The sequence below is a fragment of the Sulfurovum iocasae genome, from assembly GCF_047716765.1.
Taxonomy (GTDB): domain Bacteria; phylum Campylobacterota; class Campylobacteria; order Campylobacterales; family Sulfurovaceae; genus Sulfurovum.
On sequence record NZ_CP180410.1, the window covers coordinates 836,088 to 855,426 of the forward strand.

The window sequence follows — 19,339 nt, forward strand, 5'->3', positions numbered from 1 at the left end:
GCATTAAAGAGAAGTTATGCCAAATAATTCTGAACGCTTAACGCTTAACGCTGAACTCTCACCAAAGGTGATCTTCGGTCCTATCCACTCCCGTCGTTTTGGTAAATCTCTAGGGGTTGATCTAAGTCCTGGTAAAAAGCAGTGTAATTTTGACTGTCTTTATTGTGAGTTGGATCCTGCAAAGACGATGGATGCTTATGATGATGTTGTGAGTGTAGAAGAAGTAACAACTGCTTTAAAATTGGCACTTAAAGAACACGATGACATAGACTTCATCACACTCACTGCCAATGGTGAGCCTACACTCTATCCATATCTCTCAGAGCTGATAGATGAGATAAATGCTTTCAAGGGTACAACAAAGACACTCATCCTTAGTAATGCAGCAAAGATCGATGACCCAAAAATACAAGAAGCACTACTTAAACTTGATGAAGTGAAACTCTCTTTAGACTGTGCAACACAAAAATGTTTGAGAAAGCTGGATCGTTCTCACACAGGCATAGATATTGAAAACATAAAAGCAGGGATGTTGGACTTTAAAAGTAAATACAATGGACCTCTTGTCATAGAAATACTCATCGTTAAAAATTTAAATGACAGTGAAGAAGAGATAGCTAAACTAAATGAATACTTGCTAAAATTGCAACCTATACGTATAGATATCGGTACCATCGACAGACCACCTGCCTTTGATGTAAAACCTCTAAGTTATGAAGACCTGCATCACATTGCCCATCTTTTCGATCCTTCACTTCCTGTGTACATTGCTTCAAGAAAAAAAGTGGAGTCCAAGCCTTCTTCATACAGTGATGAGGAGATTTTACAAACACTCTCAAAAAGACCGTTAAGTCCTGAAGATATAGTCATTTTATTTGATGACGAGAGTCAAAAAAGACTGGAAAGATTAATCAAAGAAGATAAAATAAACTCTATAGAGACAAATGGTGTGAAATTTTATAAAAAAGCCTAAAAAATCCTTGACATTAAAGGTGTTTTTCCCTATAATCTCACCCACGAAACAAGCACTCGCTTATTTCACAACCATTCCGGATTAGCTCAGCGGTAGAGTAGATGACTGTTAATCATTTGGTCGCTGGTTCGAATCCAGCATCCGGAGCCACTTCAAAATTATTTAATTTCACTAAAATATTCATAATAGTATTACAATATAAGCCGATCAGTAAGCATAATTGTTTCATCTATATAAGTGTAAATTGTAACTCATCTAAAATTTAAGTATACCTATATTTATTAGTTTTAATAAAAACAAGTGTACTTAAGAAAAACAATTAGGTTTAGTATGTTTAAATTCTATGAAAATCACCAACCCCCTAAAGTTTAAAACAAGCAAGGGAAGTAAATCTATCAATTTCGGATTTCAGTTTGAAATTGATCTTGTTTTTGAAAACAGAGATGAGATTATTATCTTTGAAGCAAAAACAGGAAACAAGCCTTCTCACTTTTACAATTCTACTACCCCTTGATATACTTACGCTCGATCATAGAAGAACCAAAACCCATCCGAACTATCTTCATCGATATCACCACTGACCAAAACAATGAAACATACTGTTTAGTAGAAATCCATTTCAAAGATGACATGTTTGATCAGGTTGAAGTTCTTGATGCGTATATGTATAGGAGAAATTGAAAAACATTACAATTTGTCATGTTTCTGATGATAAATTATTTTATAGACTACAATAACTTATAAATATGAGGAGTCTTACATGGATGGGCTAGTAGTACAAGGTGAAATAGGTAGTCGTATCTTTACACTTAGAGGCAAAGACATGATGCTTGATAGGGATTTGGCTGAGCTTTATGGAGTAGAAACAAAGAGGGTCAATGAAGCAGTTAGAAATAATCAAGATAAGTTTTTAGAAGATTTTTATTTTGAACTGACAGATAAAGAGTTTGAAGATTTGCGGTCGAAAAATTCGACTGCAAAATTTTCCAAGACCAGAGTAAATCCAAAAGTGTTTACAGAGCAGGGTGTTTATATGTTGGCAACCATACTTAAAAGTAAAATAGCATCCGAAGTTACCGTAAGTATCATACGAACTTTTGCAAAACTTCGAGAGTTTAGCAAGCACTACAACGCACTAGCAAAGAAAATAATGGAAGTGGAAAGAAAAAATGATAGACAATATAAAGAATTATCAAAAGCGCTTGAAGAGCTGATAGAAGAATCAAAAGTATGTGATATCAAAAAGATAGGGTTTTTGAAATGACAAGAATTAAAATTCAGTACAGTGAGGTACTAAATGCCGAATCTTAAAACCATTAAACAACTCCATAAAGATGACAAACCCAGAGAAAAGCTTGCATCCAAAGGTGCACAGTCACTCAAAAATGATGAACTATTAGCCATACTGCTTGGTTCTGGTGTACAGGGTAAAGATGTACGTAAATTGGCAAAAGAGATCATCTATATGTTGGATAGTGACTTTGAGACTTTGACACTTGCCAAACTCTGTGATATTCATGGATTAGGTGTAGCCAAAGCATCACAGATCTTAGCCTCCATAGAGTTGAGTAAACGCTACCTCATACAAAATAATAAACGTATCACCTCTGCACAGGATGTCTACAACGAACTCAAGCCTTTTAGTACCAAAGCCCAGGAACATTTCCTCGTCATTACTCTAGATGGTGCCTCACACATTATCAATACACGAACAGTCTTCATCGGTACACTCAACCAAAGCCTTGTACACCCAAGAGAAGTTTTTGCAGATGCGATAGCAGATAGAGCTGCAGGCATCATTATATCCCATAATCACCCATCTGGGACTCTGGAAGCGAGTAGGGCAGATATACAGATAACTCAAAGGCTTAAAGAGGTGTCAAAGTTGGTTGGAATAGAGTTGCTTGACCATGTTATTTTGGCTAAAGATGGGTTTTATAGTTTTTCTGATGAGGGATTGTTATGAAAAGTAGTATGGTGCTTCCAAAAGATCTTATTCAAAATAAGATATATACCACAAGAGATGTTCAAGTAATGCTTCATAGGGATCTATAGAGCATAGAAGATATATGTTGACTACTGTTATTAATAGCATAACGGTGATAGAAGTTAGTAAAAGTATTATAAGAACTTTTACAAATAGACGAGTTTTAGATATCCTATGTTAGCGACATTAATAAAAGGATAAGCAGATGTCTAAAACAACACCCGAATTAAAACTATTCTCAGTATGCTACAGACCACCTTTCTCTCAAGGTATGGATACATTTATTATAGATCATGTTACATCTTCTATGGTTTCACCACATAAAGGCACACTAGATAAAAGAGAGACGGAACATTATCTTTTCTCGAAGATCATTGAGGCGATCGAAGAGCATAAGCCAAGCATTTCAAATTCAGACCAACTACTTCTCGATAAACTGTATGAAGCTGAGATCGAGTTCGTAGAGCTGTAACTCTGAATATTTGTTATTATTACCAAGAAACTCGACCTTAGCACATATTTGATATAATCTAAAAAACTGTGTGAAGAGGAAAGAGCTTGAAGATTTTAGTTACAGGTGGAGCGGGGTATATCGGATCACATACTTGTATATTGCTGATGGAAGCAGGGCATGAAGTTGTCGTATTTGATAACTTTTGCAATGCATCCAAAGAAAGCATCCGCAGGGTTGAGAAGATCGTGAAGCAAAAGATCGAAGTGGTCGAGGGTGATATACGAAACAGGGAAGATCTGCATAAAACCTTTGATGCCCACAAGATCGATGCTGTTATCCACTTTGCAGGTCTTAAGGCTGTAGGTGAGTCAGTAGCGCAACCACTCAAATATTATGATAACAATGTAAATGGTACTACTGTACTTTGTGAAGTGATGGCTGAACATGGCTGTAAGTCCATAGTCTTCTCTTCTTCTGCTACAGTCTATGGTGATCCTCATACTACTCCCATTAAAGAGAACTTTCCACTCTCTGCGACCAATCCCTATGGGAGAACTAAACTTTTTATAGAAGAGATGTTACGTGACCTGTATGTCTCAGATGAGAGTTGGAAGATCGTACTTTTGCGTTACTTTAATCCTGTAGGAGCACATAGCTCCGGTACCATAGGTGAAGATCCAAATGGCATCCCCAATAACCTTATGCCTTTTATCACACAAACAGCTGTAGGAAAACGAAGCTGTCTGAGTGTCTTTGGTGATGACTATGATACTCCTGACGGTACGGGAGTAAGAGACTATATTCATGTAGTTGACTTGGCAGACGGTCATCTTAAAGCACTGGAAAAGATAGCAGACCTTCAGGATGTCTTGACTGTTAATTTAGGGACAGGGAACGGCTATTCTGTACTGGATATGGTTAAAGCATTTGAGAAGGCATCGGGTAAAGAAGTACCTTACTGTATTGCACCACGACGCAGTGGGGATATCGCTGAATGTTATGCTGATCCCAGCTATGCCAAAGAGATATTGGGCTGGGAAGCAAAGAGGGGCATTGACGAGATGTGTGAAGATAGTTGGCGTTGGCAGAGTATGAATCCTGATGGGTATGCTAAGACATAAATAATGAAAAAAATCATTGCTATTTTATTTACTATAGGGTTATCATCATCAACACTTTTCGCGTATGATACGTATAAAGAGGTCTTGATAGATCTTTCAAACCAAAGAGCATATGCGATAGAGGATGGCTTTGTTGTTTTTGAGGGGCGTATCTCATCTGGTAAATCGGGGAGAGAGACACCCAATGGCGAATTTACGATCATCCAAAAGAAGCGTCATCATAAGTCTAACCTCTGGCCAAAACCCAATGGTGGTGCCAAGATGCCTTATATGATGCGATTGACCAACTCCGGCATCGCTATGCACTTAGGATATGTACCAAATAAACCTGCTTCACATGGGTGTATTCGTCTAAAAAATGGATTTGCACAAAAGATGTATCGTTGGGCAAGTGTTGGCACTTATGTTTATATTGAGGGTGAGGCTAGAGACTACATGGCGGGGAGAGGTAGAGATAACTATTACGATGACTATGGGATCATTGATATTTATGATGACTATTAATGGGGAGAGTCCTATTGTTTATGAATTTACCTTCTTCATGATCTCAAACCAATATCTGGAAAAATGTTTTTTAATGTATGCTTCCTGATGGGGGACTAAACATCCAGAACAATCTTGGTGGATGGCGTCTTCTGTTTGAAAAATATCACCATCTTTGGAGTTAATGTTGCAGGTGCTATAGATAATTTTAGCCTCTTTCTTTGAAATGCCTTCATCATCAAATCTAAAGTTGGGACAGGCACAGAGATAGCAGTTCAACGCTTCCATATCATGGCATTTTTTGTTCTCTTTATAGAGTGGACAAAAATCAGGTTCTTTTTGAACCATGTTTTCAAATCTAAAATAGGCTATGACTTCGTCATCACTGAGCTTGGTCAGTTTCTGCATGATCTCTTTGTGCTTCTTGCCATGTGATTGGAACCATTTTTCATAACTCATGCTTCTACTTTTTTAAAACTTTTGAAGATCAACACAATAACTATGAGTTCAATAGCAATGAGTAAAAAGTGCAGGTCATAGACTTGTATTTGATTATCGTCTATACCGTAGTATGTAAGGATCTTGTAAAAAAGATAGGAGAAGCCCATGCCAAAAAGATATCCCAGTTGTTTGACTGTATCGAGTTTGGTTAAAAGTGTATCTGTCTTGAGTAAAAGTGTTTCCGCTCTTATGAGATAAGACCCAAAGACAAAGGTGATTTGATATCCGATGTATAGAATAAGTGCTGTTTGATAGTTGTAAGAAGCATAAAGAAAATAGAGCATGGCTAAGAGTAAAATAACCTCTACAGAAAGTGAAATTCTGAAAAACCATTTTGCATTGAGAATAGTATGGTAGAATCTTGCAACGATGAGCATAGCTATAGCAAGCAAGACACCACCCAGTGAATAGATAGAGGGCTCCAATGGAGCATAGAGTGTGAAAATGGCACCCACACTCAGTCCCAAAAAGAGAGAATTGAAAAATTTGTATCTGATAAACCAGGATGGGATGAGTTTTAGCATGGGTAATTATATCCTAAAAGCTATACTTTATTTTAGCATAAGCTGATCTGCCTTCTGTTGCGTATCCATAGACTGATTGGTACTCTTTATCGAAGATATTTTTTACATGGACAGTGAGGTCGATATCATTCATGATCTTTGTACCGAAGTTCATATTCCAAACAGTGTAATTACCTGTTGAAACTTCAGAAGCTACAGGGAAACCACCATCTGTGTCTATGCGATCACCAATATACTGAGCATTGATCCCAAAGTGTGTATCGGAGTCTGTGTAGTAGTCTACAGCTGCATTCAATGTATCTTTTGGACGTCTTAAAAGATCTGTACCATCCTCTTTTTCATACTTGAATAGATGGGTATAGTTTGCAGAGAGGTTGAGGTTGAGTGATGGAAGTGCATAAGAGCTCTGGAGTTCTAAACCTTGAAATTTCTCTTTGCCATCGACGTTGTAGTAACCATAGTTCATATAGTCATAGTCTATACCATCTTCTACTTCATTGTTAAAGTATGTAATGGAAAGTAACTCTTTGTAGTTTGCTGAGATATCAAACCCTTTGGTATAACTTGGTTTAAGCAGTGTACCAAATGTTGAATTGGCTAACTGGTAAGAGCTTGGTGCATCATATGAGGTGTAGTAGTTGGCAGATGTTGTGAAACCTTTAAGAAAGAGATGATCATGTTTGATCCCAAGCTTATAGGTTGTTTTGTTCTCAAATGCATCATAGTTATCATATCTGAGGTTGGTTTCCAAGAGCGTATTTTCATTGATATTGTATGTATTGGAAAGAAAGATAGCTTTATTCGTATAGTCTGCCTGACTTTCGGGAAAGGTATTGTATTGGTTAAATCCATCTGTATCTTTATACTCTAGCCCTAAAACAGCTTTACCGACTGTGTAGTCATAGGCATTGATCAAAGAGTACTCTTTGAGTGTTGCTTTATAGACATTATGCCCATCTCCAAAAAAGCCTGTTGTAAAATAGTCTCTATCGTATGTACCTTTACTTGCATGAAAAACAGCAGAGTAGTTGTCCAGTTTAAAATTATAATCCAATGCATAGTTTTCCTGGTCAGAAGTGGCATGACTGTAATCATCGTTTGCCTGATCCATGGAGTAACTGTCATCATATTCAGTCTCTGTTTTAATGCGGTTATAACTTAGTGAAAGTTTATTGTTTTCATCAAAAGCATATCCAAATTTTATATTATAGTTTTTATTTTCATATCCATCTTCTTCTGCAGATCTTGGTGCCAGTGCAGAAAAACCATCTGTCTTAAGGTATGAAGCAAGTACTTGAGCTGTAAGTTTTTCATCTTTGTATGAAAGATCTGCCTCTGCACCTCTGGTGTTGTATGATCCATAGCTTAATGCAAGTGAACCGTGAACACCGTCTTTGGCTTCTTTGGTGATGATGTTGATCACACCGGCAGATGCATTTGAACCCCAAATGCTACTTGAACCTCCTTTAAGGATCTCAATTTGTTGGATGTTATTTGTAGTGAGGCTGTCAAGAAGTGCTGTACCATTGGTTGTGCTTGGATCGTTAAGACGCATACCGTCTAACAGTACGAGTACCTTACCAGAGTCAGCACCTCTGACAAAAAATGAAGTCTGTTGTCCAAGCCCACCAGAACTGGCTACAGAAATACCTGCTACAGTGTTGATAGCCTGGGCAACCGTTTGATAGCCTTTCTCTTCTATCTCTTCAGCTGTAATGACTTCAACATTTGAAGTAGTATTCTGAATAGATTGTGCTGTTTTATTTGTAGAGATCACGGTGATAGGCTCCAGTGTTTCGTCTGCATAACTGTTTGTTGAGAGAAGTAGCGTTGCTGTTATAAGGCTGAGTGATTTAATTGTCATGTATATTGTTCCTATGATTAATAGTATTTTATTGAGTTTGTAAGCGACTAGTCGCGTGAGCTCTCTGCTGAAGAGAACACAGTGTTCAGAAAAAAATTTAGTTTTTTTCTAAGTCATGCTTTAGCATTGAAACGTAGGAAAGATGGGCTTTGCTCATTTTCCGTTCTAATCAATAGGCGGGGAAGTTTTATACTCTTGTACTTTAAAGGCATATTTATGGTACTGAAAATTACTGTCTATCGTACACAACTTATTAAGTGTTGAGTACATAGCAATGATTGCTAGTGAGAAGTAGTGTCTAGTGTAGCCTCGTAAGTGTTTCATGAGTGAAATTTTACATCAAAGTAGCTTATTAAATAGCTATTAAATAAAATAAAGTATAATCTCTTTAAATTATTTTTATTAGATTTAGGAGCATTCAATGGCAATAGAAACAGTAACATCAACAGACGCATTTAAACAATTGGTAACAGAAGTTACTTCACAAGCAGGCTACAGAGAGCCTATGGCATTTGGTATCGCCAGAGTTGACAGAGGTCAGAAAAACGCAGAGAAAGTACTTCAGGCAAACTTTGGGCTTATCAACTGGAAAGAGAACTTTGGTTCAGCAGCTGTGTTCATCAAAGCACTTGAAGAAGCAAAATGTACTGTAGATTTTTCAGGTTCTGAATTTGTTGCAACGATCAACGATAACTTCGTAGCCAATGCAATGGCAGCATTTGCTCCATATGTAGCAGAAGCAACAGGTGATGCACATAAAAATGTACAAGTGATAAAAGCACTTGCCGACATGGAAGATATCGGTAAAGATTTCAGAATTGTATTTTTGTTTGAAGATGCAAATGCAGAGTCAGTTGAAGCTGTTTACTTGAAACTTTATGCACTTTCTCTCTCTAAAGCAGAGTTGAGAAAAGTTAATCTCAATGGTGCGTTTGGTATCTTGTCTAACGTAGCATGGGTAGGGAACATACCATACGAGCTTGACTACTTGAGAGAGAATGAGATCGAAATGAAACTTAACGGAACATACCCGACAGTAGACTCTGTAGATAAATTTCCAAGATTCTTACAGCATGTGATCCCTGCAGACAATACACGTATCTTGGAAGCTTCTAAAGTGCGTATGGGTGCACAACTTGCAGCTGGTACAACTGTAATGCCTGGTGCTTCATACATCAACTTCAATGCCGGTACACTTGGTCCTGTAATGGTTGAAGGTCGTATCTCTTCATCTGCTATCGTAGGTGCCGGATCAGATGTTGGTGGTGGTGCGAGTATCCTTGGTGTACTAAGTGGTACAGATGGTAACCCTATCAGTATCGGTGAGAACACTCTTCTTGGTGCAAACTCAGTGACGGGTCTTCCTCTTGGAGATGCATGTATCGTAGATGCGGGTATCACTATCTTGGCTGGTACGAAGATCAAGATCGCTCCTGAAGAATTAGAGAAGATCAACGCAGCAAATCCAGAAGCAAATCTTGATAGTAAAACGACTTTTAAAGGTGAAGAGCTTCAAGGACTTGACGGTATACACTTTAGACAAAACTCTTTAACAGGTGAGATCATCGCTAGAAGAAGTACAAGAGAAGTGAAGTTAAACGCGGATCTACATTAAGATATGAATGACGAAAATGTAGTAGAACGTGTGTGTCTTTTGGCACTCATGAAAAAAGAAGCAGATGAAACATTTAAAGATGTACAAAACATGCTTGTTGAAACAGGTATGTTTGACATGAAAGAGTGTAAAAAAGTTTTTAAGATGCTTCAAAACGAACAATATATCTCTAATGAACAGCTTACTATGAAAGGTGTCATGGAAGCCAAGTTGGCAGAAGAGATGTTTCGTCAATCTTAGTATATTAATTTAAATATCCTTTTATTTGAATTGAGGCGTTGTTGCTCTCTTCATTTTTTTAGAAAAAACGAAGCAAAAAATCGTCATGGCTCTCGAATCGCTTCGCTTTCAAGGGCGTTCGCCATGACATTATTTAATAGATGGAGTATAGTATGCGTGTAGATAAATGGTTGTCAGCTGTGAATGTAGTAAAACGTCGTACCATTGCTACTGATATGCTTAAGAGTGGTGTTGTTCTGGTAAATGGGTTAAAAGCAAAAGCTTCCAAAGATGTTAAGATCGGCGATAAAGTTACGATAGAATATCTTAAAGGTGCAAAGTCTTATGAAGTTTTGCAGATTCCTACGACAAAGACGATACCTAAGAGTCAAAAAGAGGAATATGTTAAGGAGCTTTAATGAGTATAAGAACAGAATTTGAAAAACTATTTAACAATGAGATGAGTGAAACAGAAGCTCGTACTTTTTTGATAAATCTTTATGAAAAAGGTGAGAGTGGATCTGACATTGCCGCGGCTGCTTCAGTGATGCGTGAACACTCTGTTAAACTTCCTCTCTCTGCCGAACTTCAGGAAAAAGCGATAGATGTTGTAGGTACGGGTGGAGACAAGAGCGGAAGTTTTAACATCTCTACTACCGTTTCACTCCTTCTGGCTTCTTTGGGTTGTGTGGTAGCGAAACATGGGAACAGAAGTATCACCTCTAACTCTGGTTCTGCGGATGTACTTGAAGCATTAGGTATCAACCTCAATCTTTCAGTTGAAAACCAGATTAAGATGCTTGAAGAGACAGGATTTTGTTTTATCTTTGCGATGAACCATCATCCTGCTATGAAACACATCATGCCTATACGAAAGTCCATTGATCATAGAACTATCTTTAATATATTGGGTCCATTAACCAATCCTGCAGGTGCAAAAAAATACCTTCTAGGTGTCTTTGATCCCTCTTACATCAAACGTATGGCAGAAGCACTACTTGAACTAGATACAAAACGTGCGTTTGTTGTGAGTAGTCAAGATGGTATGGATGAGATCTCCCTTGCATGTAACACCTCTTTTGCCTATGTTGAAACAGGGCGTATCTCTGAAGGCGAGATCAACCCTACCGCCTTTGGATTTAAACAAGCCCCTAAAGAGGCGATACTTGGTGGAGATGCGACTTGCAATGCACAGATCACAAGAGATATTTTCTCAGGTGAAGAGGCTGGCGCAAAAAGAGACATCGTTATGCTGAACGCCGCATTTGCACTTTTTGTAGATGGTAATGTCAGAGACATACAAGAAGCTATAGATATGGCAAAAGAGGGGCTGGATAGTGGTAAGGCTAAAGAGCATTTGGATCTGATGGCAGATATTAGTCAGAAATTAGCGTAGGTCGTGGTGTCCTTACCCTGACAAAATATGCATAATTTAAATTAAAAAGAAACAAAACAAAAGTTCAGAGTTAAAGTCGGGGTGAGGGCACCCCGACCTACAAATGTGAAGGAAGTATGTGTCAAAGGAAATTCAAGCTTCATTATCGGAATTAGATAAAGTAGTTACATATTTAAACGAAACTTTACCTAACAATGCCATCGTATTCCTAAGAGGCGATTTAGCAGCAGGAAAAACTACACTGACCCAAGCCATAGCCAAAGCTAAAGGCATAGAGGGCGAAGTCACTTCTCCTACTTTTTCTTTGCAGCAGTGTTATGGTGCAGAAGATGGTACTTATTTGTATCATTATGACCTTTACCGTCTAGAGCATGAAGAGTTCATGCAACTGGGACTTTTTGAAGAGTTTGAGAAAGAGGGTTGGCATATGGTAGAGTGGGGCTCTGATACACTTAAAGCCTTTTTAGAAGGTGTAGGCTATAATGTTGTCACGATAGATATAGAACCCAAAGAAAATAGTAGAATCTACAGGATAGAAGCATAATGCATACACTTGAAGCTAAAAACCTTTCTAAAACCATTAAAAAGACTAAGATCGTACATGATATCTCTCTTTCAGTTAAGAGCAAAGAGATCGTTGGACTTTTGGGCCCCAATGGTGCAGGTAAAACAACATCATTTTACATGGTGTGTGGTTTAACCGGTGCAACAAGTGGAGAAGTTTTTTTGGATGGTGAAAATGTTACCCAACTGCCTTTAAGTAAACGTGCACAGATGGGTATAGGATATTTGCCTCAAGAGTCAAGCATCTTTAAAGACCTTACGGTTGAAGAGAACCTTCTCATCGCAGCAGAAGCACTTAACATTAAAGAAGAGATCATTGAACCACGTATAGAAAAATTACTTGAGATCTTCAACATTGAACCTATCCGTAACCGTCAAGGGATACGTCTAAGTGGAGGAGAGAGAAGAAGGGTTGAGATAGCCAGGGCATTGGTAGGCGAACCGAAATTTTTACTTCTTGATGAGCCTTTTGCCGGGGTTGATCCTATTGCAGTTCTTGATATTCAAAACATTATCAAACAACTTGTAGATCTGGATATGGGTATCCTGATCACTGATCATAATGTACGTGAAACTCTGGGTATCTGCGATAGGGCCTATGTAATGCGCTCCGGAGAGATGCTTGCTACCGGAACCAGTGATGAGATCGCAAATGATGAGAACGTAAGAAAACATTATCTGGGTGAAGATTTTACGTTTTAATTTTTTTTGTTCTTACTGTATTTGTTTACTATTGCAACCGTTCATATCTTAACTGTGATGTTGTTTCTCTCTTCATTTTTTTAGAAAAAACGAAGCAAAAAATCGTCACCACTCTCGAATCGCTTTGCTTTTAAGGGCGTTCGTGGTGACAGGCACGCTTTGCGTGATTAATGAAGAGCAAGCAGCTTATTTTGATGGGAATATATAGATGAATTTATCTGAAGTAAAAATATTATTGGATAAAGAAATAGAATCTCGAAACAATATTTTTGAACTCTCCTACGAAAAACCAGATCCACTGCTCATTGCATCCAAATATCAAGATGAATCTGTTGCTCTTATCTGTGCCTTGTTTGGATATGGTAATGCAGGGCTTATCGTTAAATTTCTAGATAATTTGGACTTTTCGTTACTTGATGGCAGTGATGAAATGATCATAAAAGAATTCTCTTCACATTACTATCGTTTTCAAAAATCTGAAGATGTGATAGCTGTGTTCATCGCGTTAAAACGCTTGAAAGAGCTAGATAGTATTGAAGATATCTTTTATGAAGGGTATAAAAAAGAGCATAATATCTTGGATGGATTATGGTATTTCATAGATACCCTAAGAGCCGCCTATCCTCATACAACACAGGGATATAACTTTCTCATAGGTTCTGTGCCTAAGAAAGTAAGTAGTGCAGGAACATATAAACGTTATATGATGTACCTGCGTTGGATGGTTCGTAAAGATGAGTTAGATATGGGCTTATGGTCCAAAATAGATAAAAAAGATCTTCTTATGCCACTGGATACCCATACTTTTAAAGTTTCACGAAAGCTGGGTTTACTGAAGCGTAAAAGTTATGATATGAAGGCAGTTCTAGAATTAACTGATAGATTTAGACAATGGGATGAAAATGATCCTGTAAAGTATGACTTTGCACTCTATCGTATAGGGCAAGAGAAATTATTAAAAATATAAGTAGAAGCATACTTTTTTAACCGAGTATTTATTACTATTTTTGTATAATTACTGCAAATTATAAATAAGAGGATGTTTTATGGAAGGTGTATTTACTTACCTAGGCGCAATTTTTGGACATGGGCAAATGTTGTTTGTTTCACATTTGATATTGGTGGCTATCATTGTACTACTTATCGCAAAAATGGCGACTAAGAGTCTTAGGGCTGTACCAGGAGGTACACAAAATGTTGTGGAGGCATTCCTAGGTGGTGTGATTGCTATGGGTAGAGATGTTATTGGTGAGGAACATGCACGTAAGTATCTTCCTTTAGTTGCAACCATTGGTCTATTCGTACTTGTAAATAACCTTATTGGTATTATTCCGGGGTTTGAGTCTCCTACATCAAATATCAATGTAACACTTGTGCTTGCACTGGTTGTATTCTTGTACTACAACTATGAAGGTATTAAAGCACAAGGTGCTTTTAACTACTTTAAAAACTTTGTACACCTTGGAGAGATGAATCCGATAGCAAAATTTGCAATGTCACTTTTGATGTACCCAATTGAGTTTGTTTCGCATCTGTCTCGTATTATTTCACTCTCATTTCGTCTTTTTGGTAATATTAAAGGAGATGATTTGTTCTTATGGGTTCTTTTGATGTTGACTCCGTGGATTATACCGATCACACCACTTATACTTCTTACTTTTATGGCATTTTTGCAAACCTTTGTTTTTATGATTCTTACTTATGTTTACCTTGCGGGTGCCATAGCAATAGAAGAAGATCACTAATTTATTTTTAATAATAGACTATGAGACTGAAAGATAGACCTTTAGGTTTTGTAGTCAACTTTCTTTTAGGTGTTGCATGGGCCGCTGTGCTCATCGGTGCTGTTACTTCTTTTCTCTCTTTTTATCACAATAGCTTCTTTTTTGCTATTATCTCTGCATTTGTCGGTGCATTACCAGGCTTAGTAGCTGTACTTTTACTTGAACACATCATTACCAACAAAGAGAAACATTTAGAACTGAAAAAACAGACAAAACTGCTTGAACAAATTCTTAGAGAAAAAGAAAAACATCCTTTAAAATGAATAGTAGAATAATACGAATCAGTTTTATTTTTATCAGTTTTATCTTTCTTTCACCTGTTGTAAATGCAAAAAATATAGAAGCGTATTATAGTGCTGAATTTGGTATTGTAGGTGAAGTAGCAAGAGCACATGCTACACTTACTTCTAATAGTAGATCCTATACTTTAGATGCAAATATAGAGGCAGTAGGAGTCATAGCCAAAACAGTAACAAACAACCTCAAAGAACGTCATATCTCTAATGGGCATATAGTCAAGGGTTTACTGGTAACTGATGTGTACCAGATGATAAAATCTTATGGGGTGTATAACAGTACGACGATCTATCGGGTGGATCATAGGAGAAAGAGAGTCACAAGACACTATATAAAGTGGGAAAAAAGTAAAGAGATCATAAATGAAAAAGTAAGACTTGGCTACTACGGCAGAGATGATCTGATGACACTTTTTATGAATCTTTCCAAGCATATCAAAAAGAAACATAAAAGTAAAAATTATAGATTTTCTGTGGTGGGTGCAGACCGTAAAAACGGACGAGTGGATGTTATTGTACCTTCAGGAAATGCTTTAAAACAGATGAAAATTCTTATGGGTGAAGGTAAAAAAAGAGACTGGTACAGTAAAGTAGTGATGCATCGCAAATTGTATCAGAGCAAAAAAGGTGAACTTGATGTAAGAATAGGCAAAGAGGGCATAGTGGAAAAAGCAGTTTTGAAAGATTTGATTTTTTTTGGTGATATACGGATTATAAGGCAATAACGCTATAATTACTTTAATTATATAAGAACCATTTTACAAGGAATATACCTATGTTTGAAACCGTCATCGGTCTTGAAGTTCATGTTCAGCTTAACACTAAAACTAAACTCTTTTGCTCTTGTCCTACCTCTTTTGCAGAGCATCAAAATATAAATACTTGTCCTACTTGTCTTGCTCTTCCTGGAGCCTTACCTGTAGTCAATAAAGAGGCGGCTATCAAAGCAATGAGGCTTGGATATGCGATCAATGGAAATGTAAATCATATCTCTTATTTTGATAGAAAAAGTTACTTTTACCCGGACAGCCCTTCAGCATACCAGATCACACAGCTTACCAAAGCCATAGTACAAAAGGGTGAAGTGTTCATAGACCTTAAAGATGGTACGCAAAAACGTATTGGTATGACTCAGGCACACCTTGAGGCAGATGCCGGGAAAAATATGCATGAGGGTAACCACTCTAAAGTGGACTTGAACCGTGCGGGTACACCACTGCTGGAGATCGTATCTGATCCAGATATGAGAAGTTCTGATGAAGCGGTAGCTTATTTGAAAAAGCTTCACTCAACAGTACGTTATCTTGATATAAGTGATGCAAATATGCAAGAGGGTTCGTTTAGATGTGATGTCAACGTCTCGATCCGTCCAAAAGGACAAGAGGAGTTTGGTACCAGAGTAGAGATAAAAAATATCAACTCATTTAGGTTTGTTGCTGCTGCTATCGCCTATGAGGTACAAAGACAGACAGAAGCTTATGAAGATGGTGTCTATGAACAAGAGGTACATCAAGAGACTAGACTTTGGAATGTAGCTGAGGGTGTTACCAAGTCAATGAGAGGGAAAGAGGAAGCAGCAGACTATCGTTATTTCCCGGATCCGGATCTGCGTCCTCTTGTTGTCACAGATGAGATGATAGCTGAGGCAAAGATCATGCCGGAATTACCAGATGCAAAAGTAAAACGTTATGTGGAAGAACTTGGCATTAAATCAGATGATGCCCATGTGATCACTTCAGATAAAGAGATGGCATATTATTTTGAAGAGATGTTGGAAAATGGAGCTGTGGCTAAAACAGCTGTTACATGGCTAACTTCTGAACTTCTTGGTCGTCTGAACAAAGCAGGGCTTTCTATTGAAACCTCTCCTGTTGATGCAAAAGCATTGGGAACACTTGTTTCTAAAATTGCTGACAGTACTATCTCCGGAAAAGGTGGAAAAGAGTTACTTGACCATATGATGGAAAATGAGAGTCGTGACATTGATGTGCTTATTGATGAACTAGGACTTGCTCAAGTCAGTGATGATGGTGCTATTTTAGCCATTATCGATGAGATCTTGGCTGCGAACCAGGATAAAGTAGAGCAGTATAAGTCTGGCAAAGACAAACTCTTTGGTTTCTTTGTAGGGCAAACGATGAAAGCGAGTAAAGGGTCTGCAAACCCTGGTAAAGTAAATGAACTGTTAAAGCAGAGACTTAGTTAAGAAAAGAGTGAATTAAATAATAAAGGAGAGTTTCTGTGCATCATTTTATACTAAAGCTCTCACATATGATCGATAACTCTTCACGATACCAAAAAACGAAATCTTTTTTTAGATCACTCCTTGAAGATGTAAATTACCCTTATAAAAAGTATTTTGATTATTTTATGATCTTTTTGATCATAGGGTCTATAACCGTATTGATCGCAAGTAAGACGGTAGATCTGCCTAGATGGCTTATTGATCTTGATCTTTACTTTGTAACAACTGTTTTTGCACTTGAGTATCTTCTTAGGCTTTGGGTAAGTCATGATATACATAAATATATTCTTGCTACTTCTCAAGAAGAAAACAGATCCATTCGTTACATGGCCCTCATTAAATCTAAACTTCGCTATATGCTTTCTTTACCGGCACTCATCGATCTTATTGCTATCTTTCCGCAGTTTAGGATCATACGTCTTTTTAAACTCTACCACTATATGCATGGTACATCAAGCCTCTTTCAGGCACTGATAAAAAAACGATTTGAATTTATCTTTCTGGGTTATTTACTCTTTGGGATCGTTTTCTCATTTGGGACACTCTTTTATGCCTTGGAATTTGGCGTCAATAAAGAACTACACTCTTATCTGGATGCAATTTACTGGGCATTGGTAACGGTCTCAACGGTTGGTTATGGTGATATATCTCCCGTAACAGACCTAGGTAAGATCATTTCAATGTTTGGTATCGTCTTGGGTATTGGTATGCTCTCATTTGTGACTTCTGTTATGGTTTCAGCATTTTCTGAAAGATTTGATGAATTGCGTAACTCAGACAGTATGAATCATGTACATAAGATGCGAAATGTAGTCATTATCAATGGATATGGTCATTTGGGTATGACCATAGCAAAAAAGCTTAGAATAAATAAAAAATATGAGCCTGTGATCATAGAAAACGATGAAACAAAGGCAAGCCTGGCAATGAGTGATGGTTATAATGTGATCAAAGCAGACGGTTCATCTGCGAAGCTCATCAAAGAGTTATATAAAAAAAACAATATTTTAGCAATGCTCACACTTACAAGCAGTGATATAGACAATATCTACTTCATTTTAAATGCAAAAAGTATCTATAGGGATTGTGTGATCTTTGCCAGAATGAATCACTCTTATCTTCTCCCTCAATATGTCTCCAGCGGTGTAAATGAAGTGATCGAACCTTACTCTGTAGTGGACAGTAAAGCTCTGCACTATGTAAAAAACCATAGTGTAGAAAAAGGTAAAGTTGTTGTTTTTGGCTATACGCATAAAAGTAAACAACTGTGTAAAATACTTAAAAATGAAGGTGAACTTGTTACGATCTATGAAAATAGTGAAGAGAATCATCAAAAGGCAATAGATGATGGATTTAATGAAGTCTTTTTTGTAGATTTTGAACAGAGTAAGTATCTAGATGAAATTCCACTCCATAAAGAAGATATGGTAGTATGTGCTATGTATAATGAAGCACTGAATGTATATCATAGTATTTCACTTAAATCCCATGGATTTGAAGGAGAGATCGTTGCCCTGTCAGATAGTAAAGAGGATAACAGAAAGTTTATATTGGCTGGTGTGCATAAGATATTTGATATGTATGAAGAGAGTGCAAACCTCTTTGTTGAGATGATCGAAAACAGTACTAAAGAGAGGAAATCCTAATGAAATTAGCCATAATAGGAGCAGGTAAATGGGGACAGGCGTTGTATCATGCCTATAGTCAAAATAATGATGTAGTGATCCATTCCCGTACAGCAAGAGAGATAGAAAATTTTGTTTCTCTGGAGGAAGCACTGAGTAGAGAGTATTTGGTGATGGCAATTCCTGCGCAATTTGCACGAGAGTGGATGGAAAAGAATTTTGAAGACAGGGGACAGAAGATCCTGGTAGCGGCTAAAGGTATCGAGACTTCAACCGGAGCTTTTCTTAATGATATTTATGGAGAGTTCGTGCCCAATGAAAGATTGGCATTTATCTCAGGTCCCTCTTTTGCTGCAGAAGTACAAAAATCTCTTCCAACTGCACTTATGATAAGTTCTACAAATGCCCAATTGGCGCAAACCTACGCAGATCATCTTCCTGATTTTATCAAAGGTTATATAAGTGATGATGTGGTAGGTGCAGAAGTCTCAGGTGCTTACAAGAATGTCATTGCTATAGCAGGTGGTGTCTGTGATGGACTAGGACTGGGTAATAATGCCAGAGCAGCCTTGATCTCAAGAGGGTTGGTAGAAATGACACGTTTTGGAGTAGCCTTTGGTGCAAAAACAGAAACTTTTCTCTCTTTGGGTGGAGCAGGTGATCTTTTTCTTACTGCGAGCTCTACACTTTCACGAAATTATCGAGTAGGCCTGGGTTTAGCAAAAGGAAAAAATATGGATGAGATACTTCAAGAGCTGGGTGAAGTGGCAGAAGGTGTTCCTACTGCTAAAGCGTTATATAAGATAGCTAAAGAGAAAGAGATCTATTTACCCATTGCACAAGAAGTTTATTCGATGATAGAAGAGGGAAAAGATCCACTTCAGAGTGTAAAAGATCTGTTATTGCATTAAATTAATTAAATTAATATTATAAGAATATTTTAGTCTTGTTTAGATAGAATAGAACTTTTTGGGGGAAGTTTAAAT

Annotated in this window: 24 protein-coding genes and 1 tRNA gene; 21 read left to right on the forward strand and 4 right to left on the reverse strand. The window is 37.5% G+C overall.

All coding sequences use genetic code 11. The features are described from left to right. Nucleotides 1–16 precede the first annotated feature (16 nt). From ACLHDG_RS04195 to ACLHDG_RS04230, 8 genes are all read left to right on the forward strand, one after another. A complete protein-coding gene (locus tag ACLHDG_RS04195; RefSeq protein WP_415407739.1) occupies nt 17–973 on the forward strand; it encodes a radical SAM protein in 957 nt (318 codons plus the stop codon). A 75-nt stretch (nt 974–1,048) separates the two neighbouring features. Then, nucleotides 1,049–1,123, forward strand: a tRNA-Asn gene (locus tag ACLHDG_RS04200). 193 nt (nt 1,124–1,316) lie between these two features. Beyond that, entirely contained in the window at nt 1,317–1,487 is a 171-nt protein-coding gene (locus ACLHDG_RS04205; RefSeq protein ID WP_415407740.1) for a DUF6997 domain-containing protein, read from the forward strand. Between the two features lie 246 nt (nt 1,488–1,733). After that, nucleotides 1,734–2,237: an ORF6N domain-containing protein gene (locus ACLHDG_RS04210; protein ID WP_415407741.1), complete on the forward strand. Its 504-nt coding sequence runs from the start codon at nt 1,734–1,736 to the stop codon at nt 2,235–2,237. A gap of 33 nt (nt 2,238–2,270) precedes the next feature. Beyond that, nucleotides 2,271–2,939 (forward strand): RadC family protein, encoded by a 669-nt coding sequence (radC, locus tag ACLHDG_RS04215; protein ID WP_415407742.1) that lies wholly within the window; start codon nt 2,271–2,273, stop codon nt 2,937–2,939. Between the two features lie 226 nt (nt 2,940–3,165). Then, nucleotides 3,166–3,432, forward strand: coding sequence for a hypothetical protein (locus tag ACLHDG_RS04220; protein ID WP_415407743.1), 267 nt, complete (start codon nt 3,166–3,168; stop codon nt 3,430–3,432). A gap of 86 nt (nt 3,433–3,518) precedes the next feature. After that, nucleotides 3,519–4,535: a UDP-glucose 4-epimerase GalE gene (gene galE / locus ACLHDG_RS04225; protein WP_415407744.1), complete on the forward strand. Its 1,017-nt coding sequence runs from the start codon at nt 3,519–3,521 to the stop codon at nt 4,533–4,535. A 3-nt stretch (nt 4,536–4,538) separates the two neighbouring features. Continuing rightward, complete coding sequence (locus tag ACLHDG_RS04230) at nt 4,539–5,039, forward strand: L,D-transpeptidase family protein (protein ID WP_415407745.1); 501 nt, start codon at nt 4,539–4,541, stop codon at nt 5,037–5,039. An 18-nt stretch (nt 5,040–5,057) separates the two neighbouring features. Here the strand turns inward: ACLHDG_RS04230 and ACLHDG_RS04235 are convergent, their stop codons facing one another. The 4 genes from ACLHDG_RS04235 to ACLHDG_RS04250 form a co-directional block, all read right to left on the reverse strand. After that, nucleotides 5,058–5,477 carry a hypothetical protein gene (locus ACLHDG_RS04235; protein ID WP_415407746.1) on the reverse strand — a complete coding sequence of 140 codons (420 nt, stop codon included), beginning with the start codon at nt 5,475–5,477 and terminating at the stop codon, nt 5,058–5,060. Further along, entirely contained in the window at nt 5,474–6,043 is a 570-nt protein-coding gene (locus tag ACLHDG_RS04240; protein WP_415407747.1) for a hypothetical protein, read from the reverse strand. The genes ACLHDG_RS04235 and ACLHDG_RS04240 overlap by 4 nt, the downstream gene beginning before the upstream one ends. Nucleotides 6,044–6,056: 13 nt before the next feature. Continuing rightward, the gene (locus tag ACLHDG_RS04245) at nt 6,057–7,907 is read right to left on the reverse strand and encodes a TonB-dependent receptor plug domain-containing protein (RefSeq protein WP_415407748.1); all 1,851 of its coding nucleotides are present in this window, start codon (nt 7,905–7,907) and stop codon (nt 6,057–6,059) included. Between the two features lie 165 nt (nt 7,908–8,072). Then, the gene (locus ACLHDG_RS04250; protein ID WP_415407749.1) at nt 8,073–8,231 is read right to left on the reverse strand and encodes a hypothetical protein; all 159 of its coding nucleotides are present in this window, start codon (nt 8,229–8,231) and stop codon (nt 8,073–8,075) included. A gap of 97 nt (nt 8,232–8,328) precedes the next feature. Here ACLHDG_RS04250 and ACLHDG_RS04255 point away from each other — a divergent pair, with 97 nt between their 5' ends. The 13 genes from ACLHDG_RS04255 to ACLHDG_RS04315 all read left to right on the forward strand — a co-directional run bounded on the left by ACLHDG_RS04255 (nt 8,329) and on the right by ACLHDG_RS04315 (nt 19,264). Then, nucleotides 8,329–9,522 carry a tetrahydrodipicolinate N-succinyltransferase N-terminal domain-containing protein gene (locus tag ACLHDG_RS04255; protein WP_415407750.1) on the forward strand — a complete coding sequence of 398 codons (1,194 nt, stop codon included), beginning with the start codon at nt 8,329–8,331 and terminating at the stop codon, nt 9,520–9,522. A 3-nt stretch (nt 9,523–9,525) separates the two neighbouring features. Continuing rightward, entirely contained in the window at nt 9,526–9,762 is a 237-nt protein-coding gene (locus tag ACLHDG_RS04260; RefSeq protein WP_415407751.1) for a hypothetical protein, read from the forward strand. A 152-nt stretch (nt 9,763–9,914) separates the two neighbouring features. Beyond that, nucleotides 9,915–10,160 (forward strand): RNA-binding S4 domain-containing protein, encoded by a 246-nt coding sequence (locus ACLHDG_RS04265; RefSeq protein WP_415407752.1) that lies wholly within the window; start codon nt 9,915–9,917, stop codon nt 10,158–10,160. Continuing rightward, entirely contained in the window at nt 10,160–11,137 is a 978-nt protein-coding gene (gene trpD, locus ACLHDG_RS04270) for an anthranilate phosphoribosyltransferase (RefSeq protein ID WP_415407753.1), read from the forward strand. The genes ACLHDG_RS04265 and trpD overlap by 1 nt, the downstream gene beginning before the upstream one ends. Nucleotides 11,138–11,255: 118 nt before the next feature. Next, a complete protein-coding gene (gene tsaE / locus ACLHDG_RS04275; protein WP_415407754.1) occupies nt 11,256–11,681 on the forward strand; it encodes a tRNA (adenosine(37)-N6)-threonylcarbamoyltransferase complex ATPase subunit type 1 TsaE in 426 nt (141 codons plus the stop codon). Next, nucleotides 11,681–12,403 (forward strand): LPS export ABC transporter ATP-binding protein, encoded by a 723-nt coding sequence (gene lptB / locus ACLHDG_RS04280; RefSeq protein WP_415407755.1) that lies wholly within the window; start codon nt 11,681–11,683, stop codon nt 12,401–12,403. The genes tsaE and lptB overlap by 1 nt, the downstream gene beginning before the upstream one ends. Before the next feature lie 208 nt (nt 12,404–12,611). Beyond that, entirely contained in the window at nt 12,612–13,370 is a 759-nt protein-coding gene (locus ACLHDG_RS04285; protein WP_415407756.1) for a TIGR02757 family protein, read from the forward strand. Nucleotides 13,371–13,449: 79 nt separating this feature from the next. Next, nucleotides 13,450–14,148, forward strand: a complete 699-nt coding sequence (locus ACLHDG_RS04290) for a F0F1 ATP synthase subunit A (protein ID WP_415407757.1) — start codon at nt 13,450–13,452, stop codon at nt 14,146–14,148. Nucleotides 14,149–14,168: 20 nt separating this feature from the next. Beyond that, nucleotides 14,169–14,450 (forward strand): hypothetical protein, encoded by a 282-nt coding sequence (locus tag ACLHDG_RS04295; protein ID WP_415407758.1) that lies wholly within the window; start codon nt 14,169–14,171, stop codon nt 14,448–14,450. Further along, nucleotides 14,447–15,208 carry a hypothetical protein gene (locus ACLHDG_RS04300; protein ID WP_415407759.1) on the forward strand — a complete coding sequence of 254 codons (762 nt, stop codon included), beginning with the start codon at nt 14,447–14,449 and terminating at the stop codon, nt 15,206–15,208. Before ACLHDG_RS04295 ends, ACLHDG_RS04300 begins: the two co-directional genes overlap by 4 nt. Nucleotides 15,209–15,258: 50 nt before the next feature. Next, complete coding sequence (gatB, locus tag ACLHDG_RS04305) at nt 15,259–16,689, forward strand: Asp-tRNA(Asn)/Glu-tRNA(Gln) amidotransferase subunit GatB (protein WP_415407760.1); 1,431 nt, start codon at nt 15,259–15,261, stop codon at nt 16,687–16,689. A gap of 35 nt (nt 16,690–16,724) precedes the next feature. After that, a complete protein-coding gene (locus ACLHDG_RS04310) occupies nt 16,725–18,374 on the forward strand; it encodes an NAD-binding protein (RefSeq protein WP_415407761.1) in 1,650 nt (549 codons plus the stop codon). Then, on the forward strand, nt 18,374–19,264 hold the full coding sequence (locus ACLHDG_RS04315; RefSeq protein WP_415407762.1) for an NAD(P)H-dependent glycerol-3-phosphate dehydrogenase: 891 nt from the start codon (nt 18,374–18,376) through the stop codon (nt 19,262–19,264). Before ACLHDG_RS04310 ends, ACLHDG_RS04315 begins: the two co-directional genes overlap by 1 nt. The last annotated feature ends 75 nt before the right edge of the window (nt 19,265–19,339 follow it).

Bases quoted from the DNA above. Each gene is read 5' to 3' on its own strand.
- ACLHDG_RS04195 (WP_415407739.1), top strand. From the start codon at position 17: ATGCCAAATAATTCTGAACGCTTAACGCTTAACGCTGAACTCTCACCA.
- ACLHDG_RS04205 (WP_415407740.1), top strand. From the start codon at position 1,317: ATGAAAATCACCAACCCCCTAAAGTTTAAAACAAGCAAGGGAAGTAAA.
- ACLHDG_RS04210 (WP_415407741.1), top strand. From the start codon at position 1,734: ATGGATGGGCTAGTAGTACAAGGTGAAATAGGTAGTCGTATCTTTACA.
- radC (WP_415407742.1), top strand. From the start codon at position 2,271: ATGCCGAATCTTAAAACCATTAAACAACTCCATAAAGATGACAAACCC.
- ACLHDG_RS04220 (WP_415407743.1), top strand. From the start codon at position 3,166: ATGTCTAAAACAACACCCGAATTAAAACTATTCTCAGTATGCTACAGA.
- ACLHDG_RS04230 (WP_415407745.1), top strand. From the start codon at position 4,539: ATGAAAAAAATCATTGCTATTTTATTTACTATAGGGTTATCATCATCA.
- ACLHDG_RS04235 (WP_415407746.1), bottom strand. From the start codon at position 5,477: ATGAGTTATGAAAAATGGTTCCAATCACATGGCAAGAAGCACAAAGAG.
- ACLHDG_RS04240 (WP_415407747.1), bottom strand. From the start codon at position 6,043: ATGCTAAAACTCATCCCATCCTGGTTTATCAGATACAAATTTTTCAAT.
- ACLHDG_RS04245 (WP_415407748.1), bottom strand. From the start codon at position 7,907: ATGACAATTAAATCACTCAGCCTTATAACAGCAACGCTACTTCTCTCA.
- ACLHDG_RS04250 (WP_415407749.1), bottom strand. From the start codon at position 8,231: ATGAAACACTTACGAGGCTACACTAGACACTACTTCTCACTAGCAATC.
- ACLHDG_RS04255 (WP_415407750.1), top strand. From the start codon at position 8,329: ATGGCAATAGAAACAGTAACATCAACAGACGCATTTAAACAATTGGTA.
- ACLHDG_RS04260 (WP_415407751.1), top strand. From the start codon at position 9,526: ATGAATGACGAAAATGTAGTAGAACGTGTGTGTCTTTTGGCACTCATG.
- ACLHDG_RS04265 (WP_415407752.1), top strand. From the start codon at position 9,915: ATGCGTGTAGATAAATGGTTGTCAGCTGTGAATGTAGTAAAACGTCGT.
- trpD (WP_415407753.1), top strand. From the start codon at position 10,160: ATGAGTATAAGAACAGAATTTGAAAAACTATTTAACAATGAGATGAGT.
- lptB (WP_415407755.1), top strand. From the start codon at position 11,681: ATGCATACACTTGAAGCTAAAAACCTTTCTAAAACCATTAAAAAGACT.
- ACLHDG_RS04285 (WP_415407756.1), top strand. From the start codon at position 12,612: ATGAATTTATCTGAAGTAAAAATATTATTGGATAAAGAAATAGAATCT.
- ACLHDG_RS04290 (WP_415407757.1), top strand. From the start codon at position 13,450: ATGGAAGGTGTATTTACTTACCTAGGCGCAATTTTTGGACATGGGCAA.
- ACLHDG_RS04295 (WP_415407758.1), top strand. From the start codon at position 14,169: ATGAGACTGAAAGATAGACCTTTAGGTTTTGTAGTCAACTTTCTTTTA.
- ACLHDG_RS04300 (WP_415407759.1), top strand. From the start codon at position 14,447: ATGAATAGTAGAATAATACGAATCAGTTTTATTTTTATCAGTTTTATC.
- gatB (WP_415407760.1), top strand. From the start codon at position 15,259: ATGTTTGAAACCGTCATCGGTCTTGAAGTTCATGTTCAGCTTAACACT.
- ACLHDG_RS04315 (WP_415407762.1), top strand. From the start codon at position 18,374: ATGAAATTAGCCATAATAGGAGCAGGTAAATGGGGACAGGCGTTGTAT.